At 29.4% G+C, this 17,659-nt stretch carries 18 protein-coding genes; 15 read left to right on the top strand and 3 right to left on the bottom strand.

The genetic code is table 11. From position 1 onward, the window contains the following. Positions 1-37 precede the first annotated feature (37 nt). Positions 38-2,116: a methyl-accepting chemotaxis protein gene (locus tag BET03_RS02515; protein ID WP_183108686.1), complete on the top strand. Its 2,079-nt coding sequence runs from the start codon at positions 38-40 to the stop codon at positions 2,114-2,116. Positions 2,117-2,388: 272 nt separating this feature from the next. Further along, a complete protein-coding gene (locus BET03_RS02505) occupies positions 2,389-3,249 on the top strand; it encodes a bifunctional 5,10-methylenetetrahydrofolate dehydrogenase/5,10-methenyltetrahydrofolate cyclohydrolase (RefSeq protein WP_120166892.1) in 861 nt (286 codons plus the stop codon). A gap of 34 nt (positions 3,250-3,283) precedes the next feature. Here the strand turns inward: BET03_RS02505 and BET03_RS02500 are convergent, their stop codons facing one another. Next, positions 3,284-3,700 carry an Hsp20/alpha crystallin family protein gene (locus BET03_RS02500; protein ID WP_120166890.1) on the bottom strand — a complete coding sequence of 139 codons (417 nt, stop codon included), beginning with the start codon at positions 3,698-3,700 and terminating at the stop codon, positions 3,284-3,286. Between the two features lie 206 nt (positions 3,701-3,906). Between BET03_RS02500 and BET03_RS02495 the strand changes: the two genes are divergently transcribed. Then, positions 3,907-4,827 (top strand): EamA family transporter, encoded by a 921-nt coding sequence (locus BET03_RS02495; RefSeq protein WP_120166888.1) that lies wholly within the window; start codon positions 3,907-3,909, stop codon positions 4,825-4,827. Positions 4,828-4,899: 72 nt separating this feature from the next. Then, entirely contained in the window at positions 4,900-6,309 is a 1,410-nt protein-coding gene (locus BET03_RS02490; protein WP_120166886.1) for a hypothetical protein, read from the top strand. A gap of 33 nt (positions 6,310-6,342) precedes the next feature. Here the strand turns inward: BET03_RS02490 and BET03_RS02485 are convergent, their stop codons facing one another. Then, entirely contained in the window at positions 6,343-7,287 is a 945-nt protein-coding gene (locus tag BET03_RS02485; RefSeq protein ID WP_120166884.1) for a phosphoglycerate dehydrogenase, read from the bottom strand. 220 nt (positions 7,288-7,507) lie between these two features. On the opposite strand from BET03_RS02485, the gene spoIIAA reads away from it, so the two are divergent. The 11 genes from spoIIAA to BET03_RS02435 all read left to right on the top strand — a co-directional run bounded on the left by spoIIAA (position 7,508) and on the right by BET03_RS02435 (position 14,437). After that, positions 7,508-7,843 carry an anti-sigma F factor antagonist gene (gene spoIIAA / locus BET03_RS02480; protein WP_120166882.1) on the top strand — a complete coding sequence of 112 codons (336 nt, stop codon included), beginning with the start codon at positions 7,508-7,510 and terminating at the stop codon, positions 7,841-7,843. Between the two features lie 11 nt (positions 7,844-7,854). Then, positions 7,855-8,292, top strand: a complete 438-nt coding sequence (spoIIAB, locus tag BET03_RS02475) for an anti-sigma F factor (RefSeq protein WP_279230325.1) — start codon at positions 7,855-7,857, stop codon at positions 8,290-8,292. Positions 8,293-8,297: 5 nt separating this feature from the next. Beyond that, positions 8,298-9,065, top strand: a complete 768-nt coding sequence (sigF, locus tag BET03_RS02470; protein WP_120166878.1) for an RNA polymerase sporulation sigma factor SigF — start codon at positions 8,298-8,300, stop codon at positions 9,063-9,065. 244 nt (positions 9,066-9,309) lie between these two features. Next, the gene (locus BET03_RS02465; RefSeq protein WP_120166876.1) at positions 9,310-9,933 is read left to right on the top strand and encodes a stage V sporulation protein AA; all 624 of its coding nucleotides are present in this window, start codon (positions 9,310-9,312) and stop codon (positions 9,931-9,933) included. Between the two features lie 6 nt (positions 9,934-9,939). Then, the gene (locus BET03_RS02460) at positions 9,940-10,362 is read left to right on the top strand and encodes a stage V sporulation protein AB (RefSeq protein ID WP_183108685.1); all 423 of its coding nucleotides are present in this window, start codon (positions 9,940-9,942) and stop codon (positions 10,360-10,362) included. 13 nt (positions 10,363-10,375) lie between these two features. Further along, on the top strand, positions 10,376-10,522 hold the full coding sequence (locus BET03_RS13565) for a hypothetical protein (protein ID WP_183108684.1): 147 nt from the start codon (positions 10,376-10,378) through the stop codon (positions 10,520-10,522). Positions 10,523-10,533: 11 nt separating this feature from the next. Next, positions 10,534-10,977, top strand: coding sequence for a stage V sporulation protein AC (gene spoVAC, locus BET03_RS02455; protein ID WP_120166872.1), 444 nt, complete (start codon positions 10,534-10,536; stop codon positions 10,975-10,977). A 12-nt stretch (positions 10,978-10,989) separates the two neighbouring features. Further along, complete coding sequence (gene spoVAD / locus BET03_RS02450; RefSeq protein WP_120166870.1) at positions 10,990-12,009, top strand: stage V sporulation protein AD; 1,020 nt, start codon at positions 10,990-10,992, stop codon at positions 12,007-12,009. Between the two features lie 21 nt (positions 12,010-12,030). Then, positions 12,031-12,387, top strand: a complete 357-nt coding sequence (gene spoVAE / locus BET03_RS02445) for a stage V sporulation protein AE (protein WP_120166868.1) — start codon at positions 12,031-12,033, stop codon at positions 12,385-12,387. A gap of 18 nt (positions 12,388-12,405) precedes the next feature. Further along, positions 12,406-12,984: a stage V sporulation protein SpoVABEA gene (gene spoVAEA / locus BET03_RS02440; protein WP_120166866.1), complete on the top strand. Its 579-nt coding sequence runs from the start codon at positions 12,406-12,408 to the stop codon at positions 12,982-12,984. Further along, positions 12,974-14,437, top strand: a complete 1,464-nt coding sequence (locus BET03_RS02435) for a spore germination protein (protein WP_120166864.1) — start codon at positions 12,974-12,976, stop codon at positions 14,435-14,437. The genes spoVAEA and BET03_RS02435 overlap by 11 nt, the downstream gene beginning before the upstream one ends. Positions 14,438-14,464: 27 nt before the next feature. Here the strand turns inward: BET03_RS02435 and BET03_RS02430 are convergent, their stop codons facing one another. Further along, positions 14,465-17,443 (bottom strand): penicillin-binding protein 1A, encoded by a 2,979-nt coding sequence (locus BET03_RS02430; protein ID WP_120166862.1) that lies wholly within the window; start codon positions 17,441-17,443, stop codon positions 14,465-14,467. Positions 17,444-17,659: the final 216 nt, after the last annotated feature.

Genomic DNA, 17,659 nt, shown 5'->3' with positions numbered 1-17,659 from the left:
TTTATAATGAAAATTCAATTTTAGAAGGAGGATGCCAATGAAAGAAAATATTAGTAAGTTGTTTAATTTTAGAAATAAACTTATTTTAGTTTTTGTACTAATTACAATTATTCCGATTTTATCTATTAGCACATATGTTAGTCAAAAAATTGAAACTAGGCTTAAGGAAGATTTCATTAATTCAACCGCTAGAGAACTTTATCAAGTAGATAAGTCAATAAATATGTTTTTTGATGGAATTGAAGAAAACTGTAATTATCTTGCTAATAATCCAATTGTACAAAAAGCAGATAAAACTATTACTAATTATATTAATAGTATTGGTGATGAAGAAGGTTTAGTAAATATGACACCTTCTAAAGATGGTGGGCTTACATCTGAAATATATGAAGTTTACGAAAACTTTGCTAAGACACATCCTAATTCAGCTTATGTATATATGGCTACTAAGTATGGAGGATATGTTCAATGGCCAGAAGGGAAGACTATGGAAAAATATGACCCAAGAAAAAGGCCCTTTTATAAGGCAGCTATGAACAACCTAGGAGAAATAGTTAGAACAGCTCCATATTATTTTGAAGCTGATGATGCAATTATCATAAGTACTGTAACAAAAATCGAAAATGATGAAGGTGAAGTAATAGGAGTACAGGGATTAGATGTTAGTTTAAAAGGACTTACTGATATAATAAATGATATTTCCATAGGAAATTCAGGTTATATAATAATGACAACAGAGAATGGAACAATATTAGCCCATCCTAAGAAACCAGAGTTAAATTTTAAAAATATAGAAAAGTTGGGTGTAGATAAGCTAAAAAATATTGATAAAATAGAAAATGATAATTTTGAAATTGTAATGGATAATAAAGAATACATAGCTAATATTTATACTTCATCTAATACTGGTTGGAAATTCATAGCTTTTATTGAAAAGTCAGAATTGCTTCAAAGTATTAGTAGTATAAAAAACACAATAAAATTATTAGGAATAGTTGTTGTGATAGTTTCGGTAATTATTTCAATATTAATTTCAAATAGATTTGCAAAACCGATAAGAGAAATAGTAAATTCATTTATTAATGCAGAAAAAGGAGATTTAACTGCAAGAATAGCTGTTAAAGGTAATGACGAGATAGCGTTACTTGCCAATAGTTTTAATAACATGATGAAAGGGTTTAGAAGGCTAATAAATAATGTAAATAATGTAATGAATAAAGTTTCAAAAAGTAGTGATAACTTAGTTAACATTACATCAGAGACTGTTACATCTATTCAGCAAGTTGGTCAAGCCATGGAAAACGTTGCTATAGGTGCTACAGAACAAGCTAATGATACACAAAGGGGTGCTGAGAGAATTAATCTTCTATCTCAAAAAATAGGAAATATTAAAGAAGGTTCAAATATTATGAAAAGCAATGCAATTAAAACACAAGAATTAGCATATAATGGAATGAAATCAATGATGGCTTTAGAGGAAAAAATTAAAGGAAGTATAGATGAAATTAATAAAGTTTCACAAATAGTAAATAATCTTGGGAATAAGGCAGAGAAGATAGGGAGAATAAATGATACAATAACCTCTATATCAGAGCAAACAAATTTATTGGCTTTAAATGCTGCAATAGAAGCCGCAAGAGCTGGTGAAACCGGAAGAGGATTTGCTGTAGTAGCAGAAGAAATTAGAAAATTAGCTGAAGAGTCAGGTAATTCAGCTAGTGAAATTGAGGATATGATAAAAGATATACAGAGTGAAATTAATAATGTAGTTAAAAGCATGAATAATACTAAAGCAACTGTAAATACTTCGAATAATGCTATATCAGAAACAAAGTCAGTATTTGAAAAGGCTAGAAAAGCAGTACAGGAAATTTCAGAGAATATACAAAAGATAAATGAATTGATAGGAGATGTAAATGAAGAGAAAAATGAAATAATTGAAGCAATGGAGAGTATTTCTTCTGTATCAGAAGAAACCTCAGCTTCGACAGAGGAAGTATCAGCTTCAGTTGAGGAACAAATTGCAGCTGCTGAAGAAATAAATCAATATAGTAAAGAACTTAAAAATCTTGTACAAGAGTTAAAAGAGTCATTAAATGAATTTAATATAAGTTAATTTTAAAAGGACATTCTGCATAAAAACAGAGTGTCCTTTTAAACTATTAATGAAGGCTTTGTATTGATATTTTTGTATGTTATAATCTAATTGTACATATAAAATAGGAAAAGGTTTTAAATTGTGTTTTATAACACATAGGAAATTATAAACAAATAAAAATTGTGGATAAAATATAATTTCTGTTATGTGTTTGAAAAAAGTCAACCTTGAGAATCTTCTATTTTTAATAGAAGACTTTTTTATAAAGTATATTAACAAGGAGGGAACTAATGACTACCATATTAAAAGGGAAACCCGTTGCTGATAAGCTAAATAAAAAAATTAAAAAAGAAGCTGAAAGTTTAAAATTAAAAGGTATTAATCCGACTATTGGAATTGTACAGGTAGGAAATAGAGCTGATGATGTATCATATAGGAAAGCTATTATAAATAGATGTGAAAAAGTTGGTGTAGAAAGTTATCTATATCAAGTAGAGAAAGATATATCTATGAGTGGGTTTATAGAAAAAATAAAGGAAATTAATAATAACCCTAAAGTACATGGAATATTAATTTTTAGGCCATTACCTAAACATTTAGATTATAACGTAATTAAACATATCATAAACCCTAATAAGGATATTGATTGTATGCATCCCTATAATTTAGCAAAGGTCTTTGAGGGAGAGTTAGAGGGATTTGTTCCTTGTACTCCAAAGGCTGTAATGGAAATACTTAAATATTATGAAATACCTTTAATAGGGGCAAATGCAGTTATAGTAAATAGTAGTGTAGTTGTTGGGAAACCATTGAGCATGATGTTATTAGCTAAAAAAGCCACTGTAACAATCTGTAATTCAAAAACGAAAAATCTTACTGCAAAAACGAAAAATGGAGATATTGTAATAACAGCTATAGGGAAGGCTAAATATTTTGGTGATGAATACTTTAGCCAAAAGAATAATGTTATTGATGTTGGAATTAATACTGATAATGATGGGAAAATTTGTGGAGATGTAAATTACGACTTAGTAAAAGATAAAGTTAAAGCAATAACACCGGTTCCTGGTGGAGTTGGTAGTGTAACTACCAGTGTATTATTAGATAATGTTATTTATGCCTGTAAAAAAATACTAGCTGAGAAATTTTAATCCCTCAGCTAGTTACTAAATACTATATAATTTTTTACTGTATATCGATACTTCTGCCTTTTCTATTATTTTTAGATTTAGGAAGTGTAATTTTTAAAATACCATTGTTATATTTAGCTTTAATTTTATCTTCATCTACACCATCGACGTAGAATGAACGACTTGTTTTTCCCATTCTTCTTTCTCTTCGTATATAATTTTCTTTTTCCTCTTTAATCTCATCTTTTCTTTCTACTGAAATTGTCAAATAGTTATTATTATATTTAATTTCTATTTGCTCCTTTTCTACTCCTGGAATTTCTGCTTCTAATAAATACTCATTATCATTTTCTTTAATATCTACCCTTATATCATTTAATGAGGTAATGTTTAAGAAATTATCTGATACCATTTTGTCAAACATTTTTTCAATCTCTCTCATTCTTCTATTAAAAGGTACTAAATCAAACATTTTAACACCTCCTAAAAAGATTTCATTTAATTTTATTATAACATGAAGGTCAAAGAAAGTCAAAGTCAAAACCACAAAGACTTTATTAATAGTGCACTTTCTAAACAATTTAATTTTATATTTATAAAAACAAATTTATATATTTATTTTTATCTTTTAATGTTATAATTATTTTGGTAATTTTTTTTAATGAAGGAGAGATTTTAATGGTATATCTTTTTTTATCTATTATATGTAGTGCATCAATAGCTTTGATATTCAAATATAGTGAATCAAATAGAGTGAATAGATATGCTGTTACAACCGTTAATTATCTTACAGCATTTTCTGTTAGTTTATTGATGTCAATTAAGGATAGATTGATTACATTCAAGGAGGTATATTCAATTACCACCTTTTTAAATGATACAAAGAAGGTAGTACTACATAATAAAGGTATATTTTCAGTGCAATCAAGTATAATTTGGGCAATAATCGTTGGGATTATTGCAGGAGTATTTTTCTTTTTATCATTCATATATTACCAAAAGAGTGTAAGGGAAAATGGAGTAGGTCTTGCAGGTACATTTTCCAAGTTAGGTGTATTAGTTCCAATGGCTTTGTCTATTATATTTTGGAATGAAATTCCTACTTTAATTCAGTGGTTTGGAATTTTATTATCTATAGTTGCAATAATTATAGTTAATGTTTCGTTTAGTAAAGAAGTTATCAAAGATTTACGAGTTTCTCTTTTGCTTTTATTTATATTTGGTGGTATATCAGAATTTTCCAATAAAATATTTCAAAAATACGCTTTAATAGAGTATAAAAGTTTGTTTTTATTTTTTGTGTTTTTTACAGCTTTTATTATTAGTTTGATTTTTACAATAATAAAGAATAAAAAAATTACTAATAAAGACTTAATTGTTGGATTTTTAGTTGGAGTACCCAACCTATTTACTTCATTTTTCCTTATTATGGCATTTAATTATGTAAAGACTTCAGTAGCACTTCCTGTTTTTAGTGCTGGTTCTATTTTAGTAATCAGTATCTGTAGCCAAATGTTTTTTAAAGAAGAACTTACTAAAAAAGAAAAGATTTCTATCGTTATGATAATAATTGCTTTGATTTTAGTTAATATAAAATAGATTAAGAACATAATTTTTCTTCCAGCATAATCTGTTAATATAGTACAAATTATGCTGGAAGGGGTTGTTTAAGTGGGTATTGAATTAAATATTTTACATTGGGTGTATTTGATTTTCATACTTATTATAATGGTACTAATGATTATGAGAAGGGACACTACTCTAGCTTGCATATTAGGGATTTTTGCCTTAGGTATCTTATCTACTAATTCATTAACACAGTCAGTAATAGGGGTCTTTGGTAGTCTTGTTTATGCAATAAAGGAACTGATGGGAACTATTTTAATAATATCTATTATTGTAGGTATGAGTAGAATACTGACAAAAACCGGTATAAATGAAGTTATGATTGAACCAGTTGCTAAATTAATCAAAACACCTACTTTGGCTTATTGGATAATAGGTATACTCATGATGATAATATCGTGGTTTTTCTGGCCTTCACCTGCTGTAGCGTTAGTAGGAGCAGTTTTATTACCAGTTGCCATTAATGTTGGACTCCCTGCTATAGGTGTTGCTATGGCAATGAACTTGTTTGGACATGGAATTGCCCTTTCAGGGGATTTTGTTATACAAGGTGCACCAAAACTAACTGCAGATGCTGCTGGATTATCAGTAAGTGAAGTAACTAGTGCTAGTGTTCCTTTAGTATTTACAATGGGAATAATAACTACAGTAACTGCATTTTGGTTATTAAAAAGAGACTTAAAAAAAGGAAACATTAAGATAGAATCAAATAATGACATAGATGAAAAAACAACATCTACAAGTAATAAAAAGGATTTAAAAAATGTATTAAAATATAAGACTAAGAAAATTCTTGCACTTTTAATCCCTATATTATTCTTACTAGATGTTGTAACTATGTATGTAGCAAACTTACAAGGGGGAGAAGCTACTGCTTTAGTAGGTGGGACAGCAGTATTTATACTTATGTTAATTACTTTGATGGCACATAAAAACAAAGGATTAGAAGAGATAACAAAATACTTTATAAAAGGATTACAATTTGGTGTAAGAATTTTCGGACCAGTTATACCAATTGCAGCTTTTTTCTACATGGGAGATATGGGATTTGTTTCTGTTTTCGGAGAAGTATTACCTTCAAGCTCACAAGGATTAGTTAATGATTTAGGAATAGCTTTAGCACAAGTTGTACCTTTAAATGAAGCTATAGGTTCAATTACTTTAACTATAGTAGGAGCAATAACTGGTTTAGATGGTTCAGGATTTTCAGGAATATCTCTTGCTGGTTCTGTGGCACGTTTATTTTCAACTGCAATAGGTTCAGGTACAGCTACCCTTACAGCGTTAGGTCAGATTGCTGCTATATGGGTAGGTGGAGGCACATTAGTACCTTGGGCTTTAATTCCTGCTGCTGCCATATGTGGAGTAGACCCGTTTGATTTAGCAAGACGCAATCTAATACCTGTTATAATAGGACTTATTGTAACAACAATAGTGGCTATTTTTCTTATATAGTTAAAAAGAAGACCATTTAATATGGTCTTCTTTTTAATAGCCTTTATTCAAGTTTACAACATTAAAAAGCTGTTGTTTATTAATATACCTTTTCATGTTTTTGTAAATAAGATTGTATCTTCTTTCATTTCTCATTTCAGAAACCCAAGAATTATGTGGTGTAATTATCACTTCTTCCATATCCCATAAAGGACTATTTTTATCTAAGGGTTCTTTTTCAAAAACATCTAAAGCAGCCCCTTTTACTTTTCGGTTCTTGATACTTTCAATTAAATCTTTTTCATTAACTATATTGCCTCTGGAAACATTTATAAAGTAAGAATTATTTTTCATCATTTTAAAGGTTGATTTATTAAATAGGTGATGGGTTTTCTCGGTATAAGGAATAGTAAGGACAACAATATCACAAAGTGGAAGTATTTTGTTAATTTCATTTATACTATAGCATTTATTAAAGTATTCAACATCCCTTCCACTAGTATTAATACCTAATATATTTACTTCAAACCCTTGCAGTCTTTTAGCTGATTCCTTTGCAATGCTTCCGGTTCCTATAAAGCCAACTGTCTTCCCAAATAGCTCAAGAACAGAAGTATCTAATTTCCAGGTTTTAGAGTTTTGCTTGTTATAGAAGGATTTACTCCTTTTTATTAGTTCTAAAATTTTCAAGACAACCCATTCACCCATAGGAATACTATAGCCACCCTTATTGTTTGTAACTATTATTTCTTTTTCTTTAACATAATCAAGAGGAACTTGGTCAATTCCTATACTAGATAACTGAATCCATTTTAATTTTTTCATTTTAGTTATATCTAAAGTATTAAATGGGTTGTAACAAACCAAAACTTCTATATCTTCAATTGATTCGTTATATACCAACTCACTTTCATGTATATAGGTTATATCATAACCTAAATCCTTAATTTTTTTCATTTTTTCTTCTCCGTAATTGTATGTAAATAATGCTTTTACCATATAAACACCCCATTTATTTTGTTTACTCATATTATAACAAACAATTTAATAATAATTAAATATTTTCAAACAAATTAGATAATTTTAATATTCAAATAGTTACTTTTTTATTTAAAATTATTTAAATTATTACAAAACAAGACATTTTTCATTGAAGGGAAAATGCAGTGATTTAGAGAATATGAAAGTATTAGTATCAAGGAAATAGGAGGGATAAACCTTGCAATTGGAATTTAAAACAATAGACAAAACACTTATTGTAAAATTTAATGGTGAACTAGATCATCATACTGCAGAAAACATAAGAAAAGAAATTGATAAATTTTACTCTGGTAATATGTTAAAAAACATTATTTTAGATTTGGAAAAGCTTAATTTTATGGATAGCTCAGGAATTGGATTAATCTTAGGAAGGTATAAGAATGTATCGCAAAATGGTGGAAAGTTATGTTTAGTAAATGTATCACCTAGGGTTGAAAAAATACTTAAAATGTCTGGTGTATTGAAAATTGTTAAAATATTTGACAGCATAACCAAGGCTAAAGAGAATATTTAAGGGAGTGATATATTATGGAAAATAGTATGAAGTTAGAAATTCCAAGCAAATCACAAAACGAATCCTTTGCCAGATTTGTTGTTGCATCCTTTGCGTCTCAATTAGATCCTACAATTGAAGAGTTAGCAGACATAAAGACAGCAGTTTCAGAAGCAGTTACAAATGCAATAATACATGGATATGAAAATACGCAGGGTACTGTTATAATAAAGTGCAAGATAGAAAATAATAAATTAGAAGTAATAGTTGAAGATAAAGGTAAAGGTATTAAAGATATAGAAAAAGCAAAAGAGCCCTTTTATACCTCTAAACCAGAATTAGAGAGATCTGGTATGGGATTTACAGTTATGGAGACTTTTATGGATGAATTAGAAATAGAATCTACACCTGAGAAAGGTACAATAGTAAAGATGGTGAAAGAACTAAAAAGTACTTCTTCTAAGGAGTAGATATTATGGGTACAAGCTCTGCAAAAAAGAAGTCTCATGAACTGTTAAGTCATGAAGAGACAATTAAGCTAATAGAAAGGGCTCAAGAGGGAGATAAAGAGGCACAGTCAATTCTTGTAAATCATAATTTAGGACTTGTAAGAAGTGTTTTAAAAAGATTTTCTAACAGAGGGTATGATATTGAAGATTTATTTCAATTGGGATGTATAGGATTAATTAAAGCGATTCAAAAGTTTGATTCTTCATATAAAGTAAGATTTTCTACATATGCCATACCAATGATAGTAGGGGAAATAAAAAGATTTTTAAGAGATGATGGAATTGTAAAAGTAAGTAGATCTTTAAAACAAACTGCAGGTAAAGCAAAAAGTGCTAAGGAGAGGTTAACAAAGAAGCTAGGAAGAGAACCAACTATACAAGAAATAGCTGATGAAATAAAAGTAGATAAAGAAGAACTAGTAATGGCATTAGACTCTAATCATCAGCCAGAGTACTTATATGATGTAGTATTACAAAATGACGGTTCTCCCATCCATTTAATAGATAGAATAGGAAGCAATGAAAGAGAGGATTCTGAAGTTTTAGATAAAATTACTCTTAAACAAGCCATAAGTAAATTGAAACCTAGGGAAAGACAAATTATAATTATGAGATACTTTAAAGATAAAACTCAAACAGAAATTGCTAAAATGTTAGGAATTTCTCAAGTCCAAGTATCTAGAATAGAAAAAAGAGTATTAAAAAATATGAAAAAAATGATTTCAAAGGCATGATTTTATGCCTTTATTTTTTTGCATTAAAAAAATAGGATAAGTACATAATAAAAATATGAAAGAAAATGGAGTTGATAATATGGTTATTTCTACTAAAAAAATTCTTTTTATATTTTTTATTATAATTTTAATTATTTCAATAGGATGGGGAATATACCTAAGTAACAATTCAATAAATAAAATTCCTAAAAGAGCTAAGCTAGTAATTAACTATAATAACTACAGATTAGTGAGGTGATATCTCATAAAAGATAGTAAAGTTTTTTTACAGTTAGAGCCGAAAATAAAAGCCAAACCTGGACAATTTCTAACACTAAAAGATTTAGCTACAGTATATTGTCTTGATACGTCACTTCAAAAAAAATTGCAGGATATCAAAATATATAGAACTCCTAAAAAGTCTAAAACAGTTGTAGTTTCAGTGCTAGATATAATAGAAAAAATAAAAAAAAATAATAGTGGAGTTGATATAGTTGTTTTTGGTAATCCTGAAATTTTAGTTGATATAGGATATAGTGATATAAAAGGTAATATAACATACTATTTAAGGATTTTAGCTGTATGTATAGTACTTTTTATAGGTGCCGGATTAACTATTATAAATTTTCATGAAGATGTAGATATGGAATCTGCTCACAAGAATATATACTATTTAGTTACTGGAGAAAAAAACGAAAAACCATATATAATTCAAATCCCGTATTCAATAGGAATAGGACTAGGAATGGCAACTTTTTTTAATCATATTTTTAGAAAAAGGTGGAAAAAAGAACCTAGCCCTTTAGAAGTAGAAATGTATTTATATAATAAAAATCTTGACAATTATATTTTAGATAATGAAAAGGGTAACAAAAATAATAGGCGGTGAGCCATTTTGATACAAAAATTATTTCTAGCTTTTTTTGGATTATCAGGAGGAGTAGTGGTTGGGTCTTCCTTTGCAGCAATTGTAACTTTATTAGATATTGTACCTAGGCTATCACAACTTGCAAATTCTACCCATAAAATCTCCCTATATGAAAAAGTAATAACTGTCTCAGTAGTTACTGTCTCATTACTTTATTTTCTTAATATAACTCTAAATATAAACAAAATAATTTTATTAGCTATAGGACTTGTTATGGGAATATTTATAGGTCTATTAGCAGCAGCATTAGCAGAGGTTTTAAATGTTATTCCAGTTCTAGTAAGAAGATTTAGTATTATAAATCATCTATACTATGTTCTTATGTCAATGGCCTTTGGAAAAATAATAGGATCATTAGTACAGTGGTTAGTACTTATAAATTACGATTAGAAGGTGAATGTATATGAAAGACTATATGAAGGAGATTCAAAACCCTTTTTTAGGGAAAAATATTGAAGACAAAAATATTAGGTATGATGAAGTAAAGTATTCCTTTGAAGATAAAATTACAAATATAAAAGTTAACTCCAAGCTAAGCCAATTAAGATAAGGAGGCTTTTAATGAATAATATTAATTCTAAAGATTATAGAAAATATGTTAATTCAAAAATACCAAAACCAAGTTATTTTAAAAATTGTATTTGGGCCTTTATAGTTGGTGGAATTATATGTACTATTGGTCAAATTATAACAAATTTTTACAATAATGTTGGTTTAGATAAGGAAGATGGAGCAGCTGCAACTGCAATAACCTTAATATTTATAGGAGCATTATTAACAGGAATAGGAATATATGACAAAATCGGAAAAAGAGCAGGAGCAGGGTCTATTGTCCCTATAACAGGATTTGCAAATTCTATAGTATCACCAGCAATGGAATTTAAAAGAGAAGGATATATTTTTGGAGTTGCTGCTAAAATGTTTTCAATTGCAGGTCCAGTATTAGTGTACGGATTTGGTAGTTCAATAATTATAGGAATTATATATTATTTTATAACAAAATAAGGAGGGTGTATTTTGGCTCAAAAAAAAATAGGTAAACAGACAGTGAAATTTCAAAATCCTCCTTCTATAATTTCTACAGCATCTATAGTAGGTCCTAAAGAAGGAGAAGGACCATTAAAAGAATATTTCGATATAATTTTAGAAGATGATTTATATGACCAGGATTCCTGGGAAAAAGCTGAATCTAAAATGCTAGAAGATGCAATGAAAATGGCAATTAAAAACGCTAAACTGTTAGAAGAGCAGATAGAATATATTTTAGCAGGTGATTTATTAAACCAAATTATATCTTCATCTTTTGCAGTAAGACAGCTACAAAGGCCATATTTTGGACTATATGGAGCTTGTTCTACTATGACAGAGTCTTTAAGTTTAGGCTCCATGATAGTTGATGGGGGATTTGCAGATAATGTATTATGTGCAACATCAAGCCATTTTTGTACTGCAGAAAGGCAATATAGATTTCCATTAGAACTTGGGAATCAACGACCATTTACATCTCAGTGGACAGTTACAGGAGCTGGTGCAGCTGTAATATCTGCAAATGGTAGTGGCCCATATATAACACACGTTACCACTGGAAAAATAGTTGATCCTGGAATTAAGGATGTAAACAATATGGGAGCTGCCATGGCACCAGCTGCAGCAGATACAATTATACAACATTTTGAAGATACAGGTTTTAATGTAGATGACTATGATTTAATAATTACAGGGGATTTATCTGGCATAGGAAAACCCATTGCAGAAGAATTAATATTAACTAAAGGAATTGATATATCAACTATATACAAAGATTGTGGAATAGAAATATTTGATGGTAAAAGACAAGATACTCATGCTGGTGGAAGCGGATGTGGCTGTTCTGCATCAGTTTTTGCAGGATATCTTTATAAGGAACTAAAAAAAGGTAAATACAATCGGATATTATTAGTTTCAACGGGAGCACTCCACTCTCCGGTAAGTGCTAACCAAGGGGAATCAATACCAGGGATAGCTCATGCTGTTACTATAAGTAATGTAATCAGTTAAAAGTTCAATAGGAGGTTTTAGATGGAGTATTTAAGAGCTTTTTTAGTTGGGGGCCTAATATGTGTAATAGGTCAAATTCTTATGGACGGAACTAAACTTACACCTGCCCATGTATTAGTATCTTTTGTTACAGCAGGTGTAATTTTAACGGCTTTAGGTATATATGAACCTTTGGTTAATTTTGGAGGAGCAGGTGCTACTGTTCCTTTAACTGGTTTTGGTTATTCTTTAGCAAAGGGTGCAATAAAAGGAGTTAACCAGAATGGAATACTTGGAGCTTTTACTGGTGGTATACAATCTACAGCCGGCGGAATAGCAGCTGCTGTTCTATTTGGATATATAATGGCAGTAATCTTTACTCCTAAAGCAAAAAGTTAAAATGAAAGAGGTAGTATTATGGTAAAAAAAAGAAAAATAATTTTAGTTACAGATGGGGATACTATAGCTCAAAAAGCTGTGGAAATTGCTACTAAAAATATAGGAGGAAGATGTATTTCTAGGTCTGCAGGTAACCCTACACCATTAACTGGAGATGAAATTAGCCAGTTAATAAAAATAGCTAAATATGACCCTGTAGTTGTTATGGTGGATGATATAGGGCATCCTGGTTTTGGAAAGGGTGAAAAGGCACTAAAAGATATTCTAAATAATGAATATACGGAAATTTTAGGAATAGTAGCAGTAGCTTCAAATACTGAAAATGTTAATGGAGTGGAGGTAGACTTTTCAATAGATTATAGAGGCAAGGTTGTTCCAAATGCAGTTGATAAATATGGAATAGAGACTGATAGCAAAAAACTTTATGGTGATACTGTTGATATAATAAATAAATATTCAGTTCCTTTGATAGTTGGAATAGGTGATATAGGTAAAATGGACGGCTGTGATGATTGTACTATAGGAGCACCAATAATTACAAAGGCTTTACAAGAAATTTTAAATAGAACTAATAAAGGTGGTAGAGATGAAAACTAGCTTTGGGGAAAGAGTAAAAGATTTAGAAGAAAAATTAGGTGTTAATAAAAGTTTTGATATAATTAAAAGGGAAATAAATATAGATGGGAAAAAATTAGTTGCGTTTTTTATTGATGGATTTGTAAAAGATGACATGATGTTTTGGATTCTATCTTTTTTGCAAAAATCCAAAAGGGAAGAAATAGTTCCAAATACTATAACTAAATTAATAACAACTAAGATTCCTTATGTTGAGTGTGATTCAGAAAAAGACTTACAAAAGATAGAATATTTTATTTTATCGGGGGCCGCTGCTTTATTTATCGATGGTGTAGAAGAAGCTATAATAGTAGATACAAGAACATATCCAGCAAGAGGTCCAGAAGAACCAGATTTAGAAAAGGTGACTAGGGGTTCAAGGGATGGATTTGTTGAGACTATAGTTTTTAATACAGCATTAATTAGGAGACGAGTAAGGGATCCAAATTTAAGATTTGAATTGTTGAACGTTGGTAAAAGGTCTCAAACTGATATTGCAATTGGATATATGGAAGATATAACTAATGAAGACTTAATAAAAAGTTTAAAAGACAAGTTAAAAAAGATAGAAACAGATTCATTAGTAATGGCTGAAAAAAGTTTAGAGGAATACATTCTAGGTAGAAATTGGAATCCATTACCACAAGCAAAGTTTACTGAGAGACCGGATGTTGCAGCAGCACATCTTTTAGAGGGTCATGTAATAATTATTGTAGATACTACTCCAAGTGTAATGATTTTACCAGTAACCATGTTCCATTTTACACAACATGCAGAGGATTATTATCAAAATCCGGCTATAGGAACCTATATAAGATGGATTCGATTTTTAGCTATGATACTTTCATATATGTTACCAGCTTTGTGGCTATTATTAGTTAATAATAAGACTATATTACCTGAAGCATTATCGTTTATTGGGCCTAAGAAAACTGGGACTATTCCTTTATTAATTCAATTTATTATTTTAGAAATTGGTCTAGATTTGTTAAGAATTGCATCAATTCATACACCAAATGCTTTAACAACATCTTTAGGTATAATTGGTGCTTTATTATTAAGTGAGTTTGCAGTAAAAGTAGGTTGGTTCATACCAGAAACAGTATTATATGGGGCAATAGCTGGTATAGGTATGTTTGCAACCCCTAGTATTGAATTTGCAATGGCTATAAGAATATTTAGATTAATTTTAGTAGTATTTACAGGATTATTAGATATTTACGGATTTATTGCCGGTTTACTGATTTTTATAGTAACAATATTAAGAACAAAATCCTTTGGTGGTATAAACTATCTTTGGCCATTAATTCCATTTAATAAGAAGGCTCTAACTACTATACTAATGAGAAAGCCAATTCCTGAAGTTAGATTAAGACCTGAAATTTTAAAGGTTAAAGATAAAGATTCATCTCCTCCTAAAGACAAAAACAATTAAAAGAGAGGCTACATAAGCCTCTCTTTTTTAGTCTTGAATAATGTTTAAATTTTCTTCTGGCTGTTCTTGATTATTTTCTTCTTTCTCTTTATTATCTTTTTCAGGTTTAATTAGATCGAACAGATTATCTTTTTCTTCATCTTCTCTATCTTCTTCATCAAATAGCCATTGATCTAGCCAATCAGTAAAGTTTTTCTCCTCAACATGTTCATCACAAACTTCAGTAGGAACAGTATACTGATAGTCAGCAGGTACTAAATTATTGTGTTCTTCAGGATTATAAGGTGGTTCTCTTTTAATAAATACTTTCTTTTCAACTTGTTCAGGTGGACAATATTCATTTGCCAGCTTATTGTTGCTAGTATCAACTTCAACTTCTACATGTATATCACAGTATTCAGTAGGTTCAGTACCTTTAATAAATATCTCTCTTCTAACTGTACTACCTCTTGGGTCTTTTTTACATAACTCTGTAGCTAACTTACCAGATTCAGTACATATATATTTTGATACAAATCCTTTAGGAACATTAAATTCCCTAGGTTTATAGTTTTCATGAACTGTCTTCATTATACTTTGCCATAACTGAGCTGCTTTTGAACTACCAGTTGTTAATTTTAGTTGAGGAGTGTCATTTCCTATCCACACACCAGCTACATAATAAGGTGTATATCCAACGAACCAAGCATCAGCTTTATTCTGTGTAGTACCTGTTTTACCTGCAGCAGGAATTGTTGTATTTCCAGGGTATAACTTAGCTCTATGACCTAATCCACTTGTTACTGTGCTTTTTAATATATCTGTCATAAGATAAGCTACCTTTGGGTCAACTGCTCTACTTTTTATTGTTTTATTTTCAAGTATTACATTTCCATCTTTATCAACTATTTTTGTAAATGTAATTGGTTTAGTATAAACACCTTCATTAGCTATAACTCCATAGGCAGCTGTCATTTCAAGGGGAGTCAAACCTTCCGTTAAGCCTCCTAGTGCCAAAGAAGCTAAGTTCTCGTCATTATATCTTCTATTTTCTTTTCTAGTTACAAAATTATCATTTTGAGGATTATTAGGATCTATTAGGCCAAGCCTTGATAAATATTCCATTGATGTATCTATTCCTATTGATTCTAAAACTTTAACTGCAATAACATTAACTGATTGTTCAACTGCTTGCCTAAGAGTTGTTAATCCTAGATATTTAAATTGTCTATGATCATACCAGTTTCTAGGCCATCTATTACCATCTTTATCATATCGTGGTATATCATCAATAATCGTTGAAGCTGTATAACCATTGTCTAATGCAGGAAGATAGACTGCAAGTGGCTTTATGGCAGATCCTGGTTGCCTTGGTGACTGGGTAGCTCTATTTAATATTCTATTACCTTTTATATCTCTTCCTCCTACTAGAGCTTTAATTTCTCCAGTTCTATAGTCCATAATAACTACAGCAGATTGAGGTTGAACTACACCTTCTCTATTAATATAAAAATACCTAGAATTTAGTAGTAAATTATTATTTTTGTCAATAGTATAAAAATCCTTATGTTTATTTAAGAAGTCTTTCTTAATTATTAATCTGTTACTGTCTATATTATATGCATTTTTAGGAATGTCTATTGAACCAACAGTATGGGTTACCAAATTTTTCTTGCTATCAATTGTATAATAATCATCAATATCTATTGTTTTAGGATAAATATTAATTTTTCTATTATCTATTATTAAATTACCATTTTGCGTTAAACTATATGTTCCTTTTTCAATTACTAGATTATAATTACTATCCAGTAAGTTTTCTTTTTTATAATAAAGAATTTTTCCATTATCTATAATATTACCATATCTATCTTTATAAATTTTAACTAAAATAGGATCCTTTCTTTTATCTAAATTGCCTACTAAAATTTTACCAAAATTATCATATATATTTTCAACTTTGTGCTGAAGGTTCAAGTCCATTGTAGAATAAATTTTTAATCCACCCGCATATAACTCCATTTCGGCTTCTTCTTTAGAATAGCCTAATTTCTCAACTAAAGAATTAATTACATCTTGCTTTACTAAATCTGTAAAATAAGAGGAAATGCCTTCTACTTTTCTTTTACCAGGTTTTATAACCTTTTTCATATCAACTTTTAAAGCTTTTTTATATTGCTCCTCTGTTATGAAACCATATTCCTTCATCTGACTTAAAACTATTCTTTGTCTTTCTACTGAGTTTTCATTAAAAACTGCAGTATATCTTTCACCTAATATATCAACATATCCCACAATATAATGTTTTTTAGAATTAAGATCTTCTGGTTTTAAAAGGATATATGGCGAATATTTTGAAGGATTTTTTGTAATACCTGCTATCATGGCGCTTTCTGCTATAGTTAATTCAGAAACGTCTTTTGAAAAATATGTTTCTGCTGCTGCTTTAACCCCATAAGCTCCTTGACCTAAATATATAGTATTAAGATAAAGTTCTAGAATTTGATCTTTAGATAATTCTCTTTCTAATTTTACTGCTAGATATGCTTCCTTAATTTTTCTGGAAAGCTTCTTATCAAAGGATAGATATAAATTTCTAATTAACTGCTGAGTAATAGTACTTGCACCTTGAACAGGTGCTCCAGCTTTTATGTCAGCAATTAGTGCACCTATTATTCTTTTAATATCAATGCCAAAATGAGACCTAAATCTTGCATCTTCAATTGCAATAAATGCATTTTGTAGGTTTTTGGGTATTTTATTAAGTTCTACAACTGATCTATACTCTTTAGCTTGTACTTTTTCAATTAAATTTCCATTTTTATCATATATCATTGAGGTTTCATTCAACATATTAGCCATTTGGGTTGGGTTAATCCTTGGGGCAGTTTTTATGGTAGCAATAACAAATCCTCCTACTGAACCCGCTGTAATAAATGAAACAAGTAAAATAATTACTACAAAAAGTCTTAATATACTAAATTTCTTCTTTTTCTTTCTTGATTTTCTTTTATTTTTTTCAGTCATAAACGAACCTCCTTAGTGAAATGAGGTAACCCTATTAAAAATACCATACATAATTATATCACATAAACATATGTTTGATAAGCATATAAATTATACCATCATTTATGATTATAACTAGAAAAGCTTAATTCATACATTTAGAAGATTTATTAAATTACTAAATTTTAAATTAAATTCATTGTAATGTTTACATGTATGGGATTGCTTGCATTCAAT

Source organism: Thermohalobacter berrensis, assembly GCF_003609645.1.
Taxonomy (GTDB): domain Bacteria; phylum Bacillota; class Clostridia; order Tissierellales; family Thermohalobacteraceae; genus Thermohalobacter; species Thermohalobacter berrensis.
This window is presented reverse-complemented; position numbering and strand designations above follow the sequence as displayed.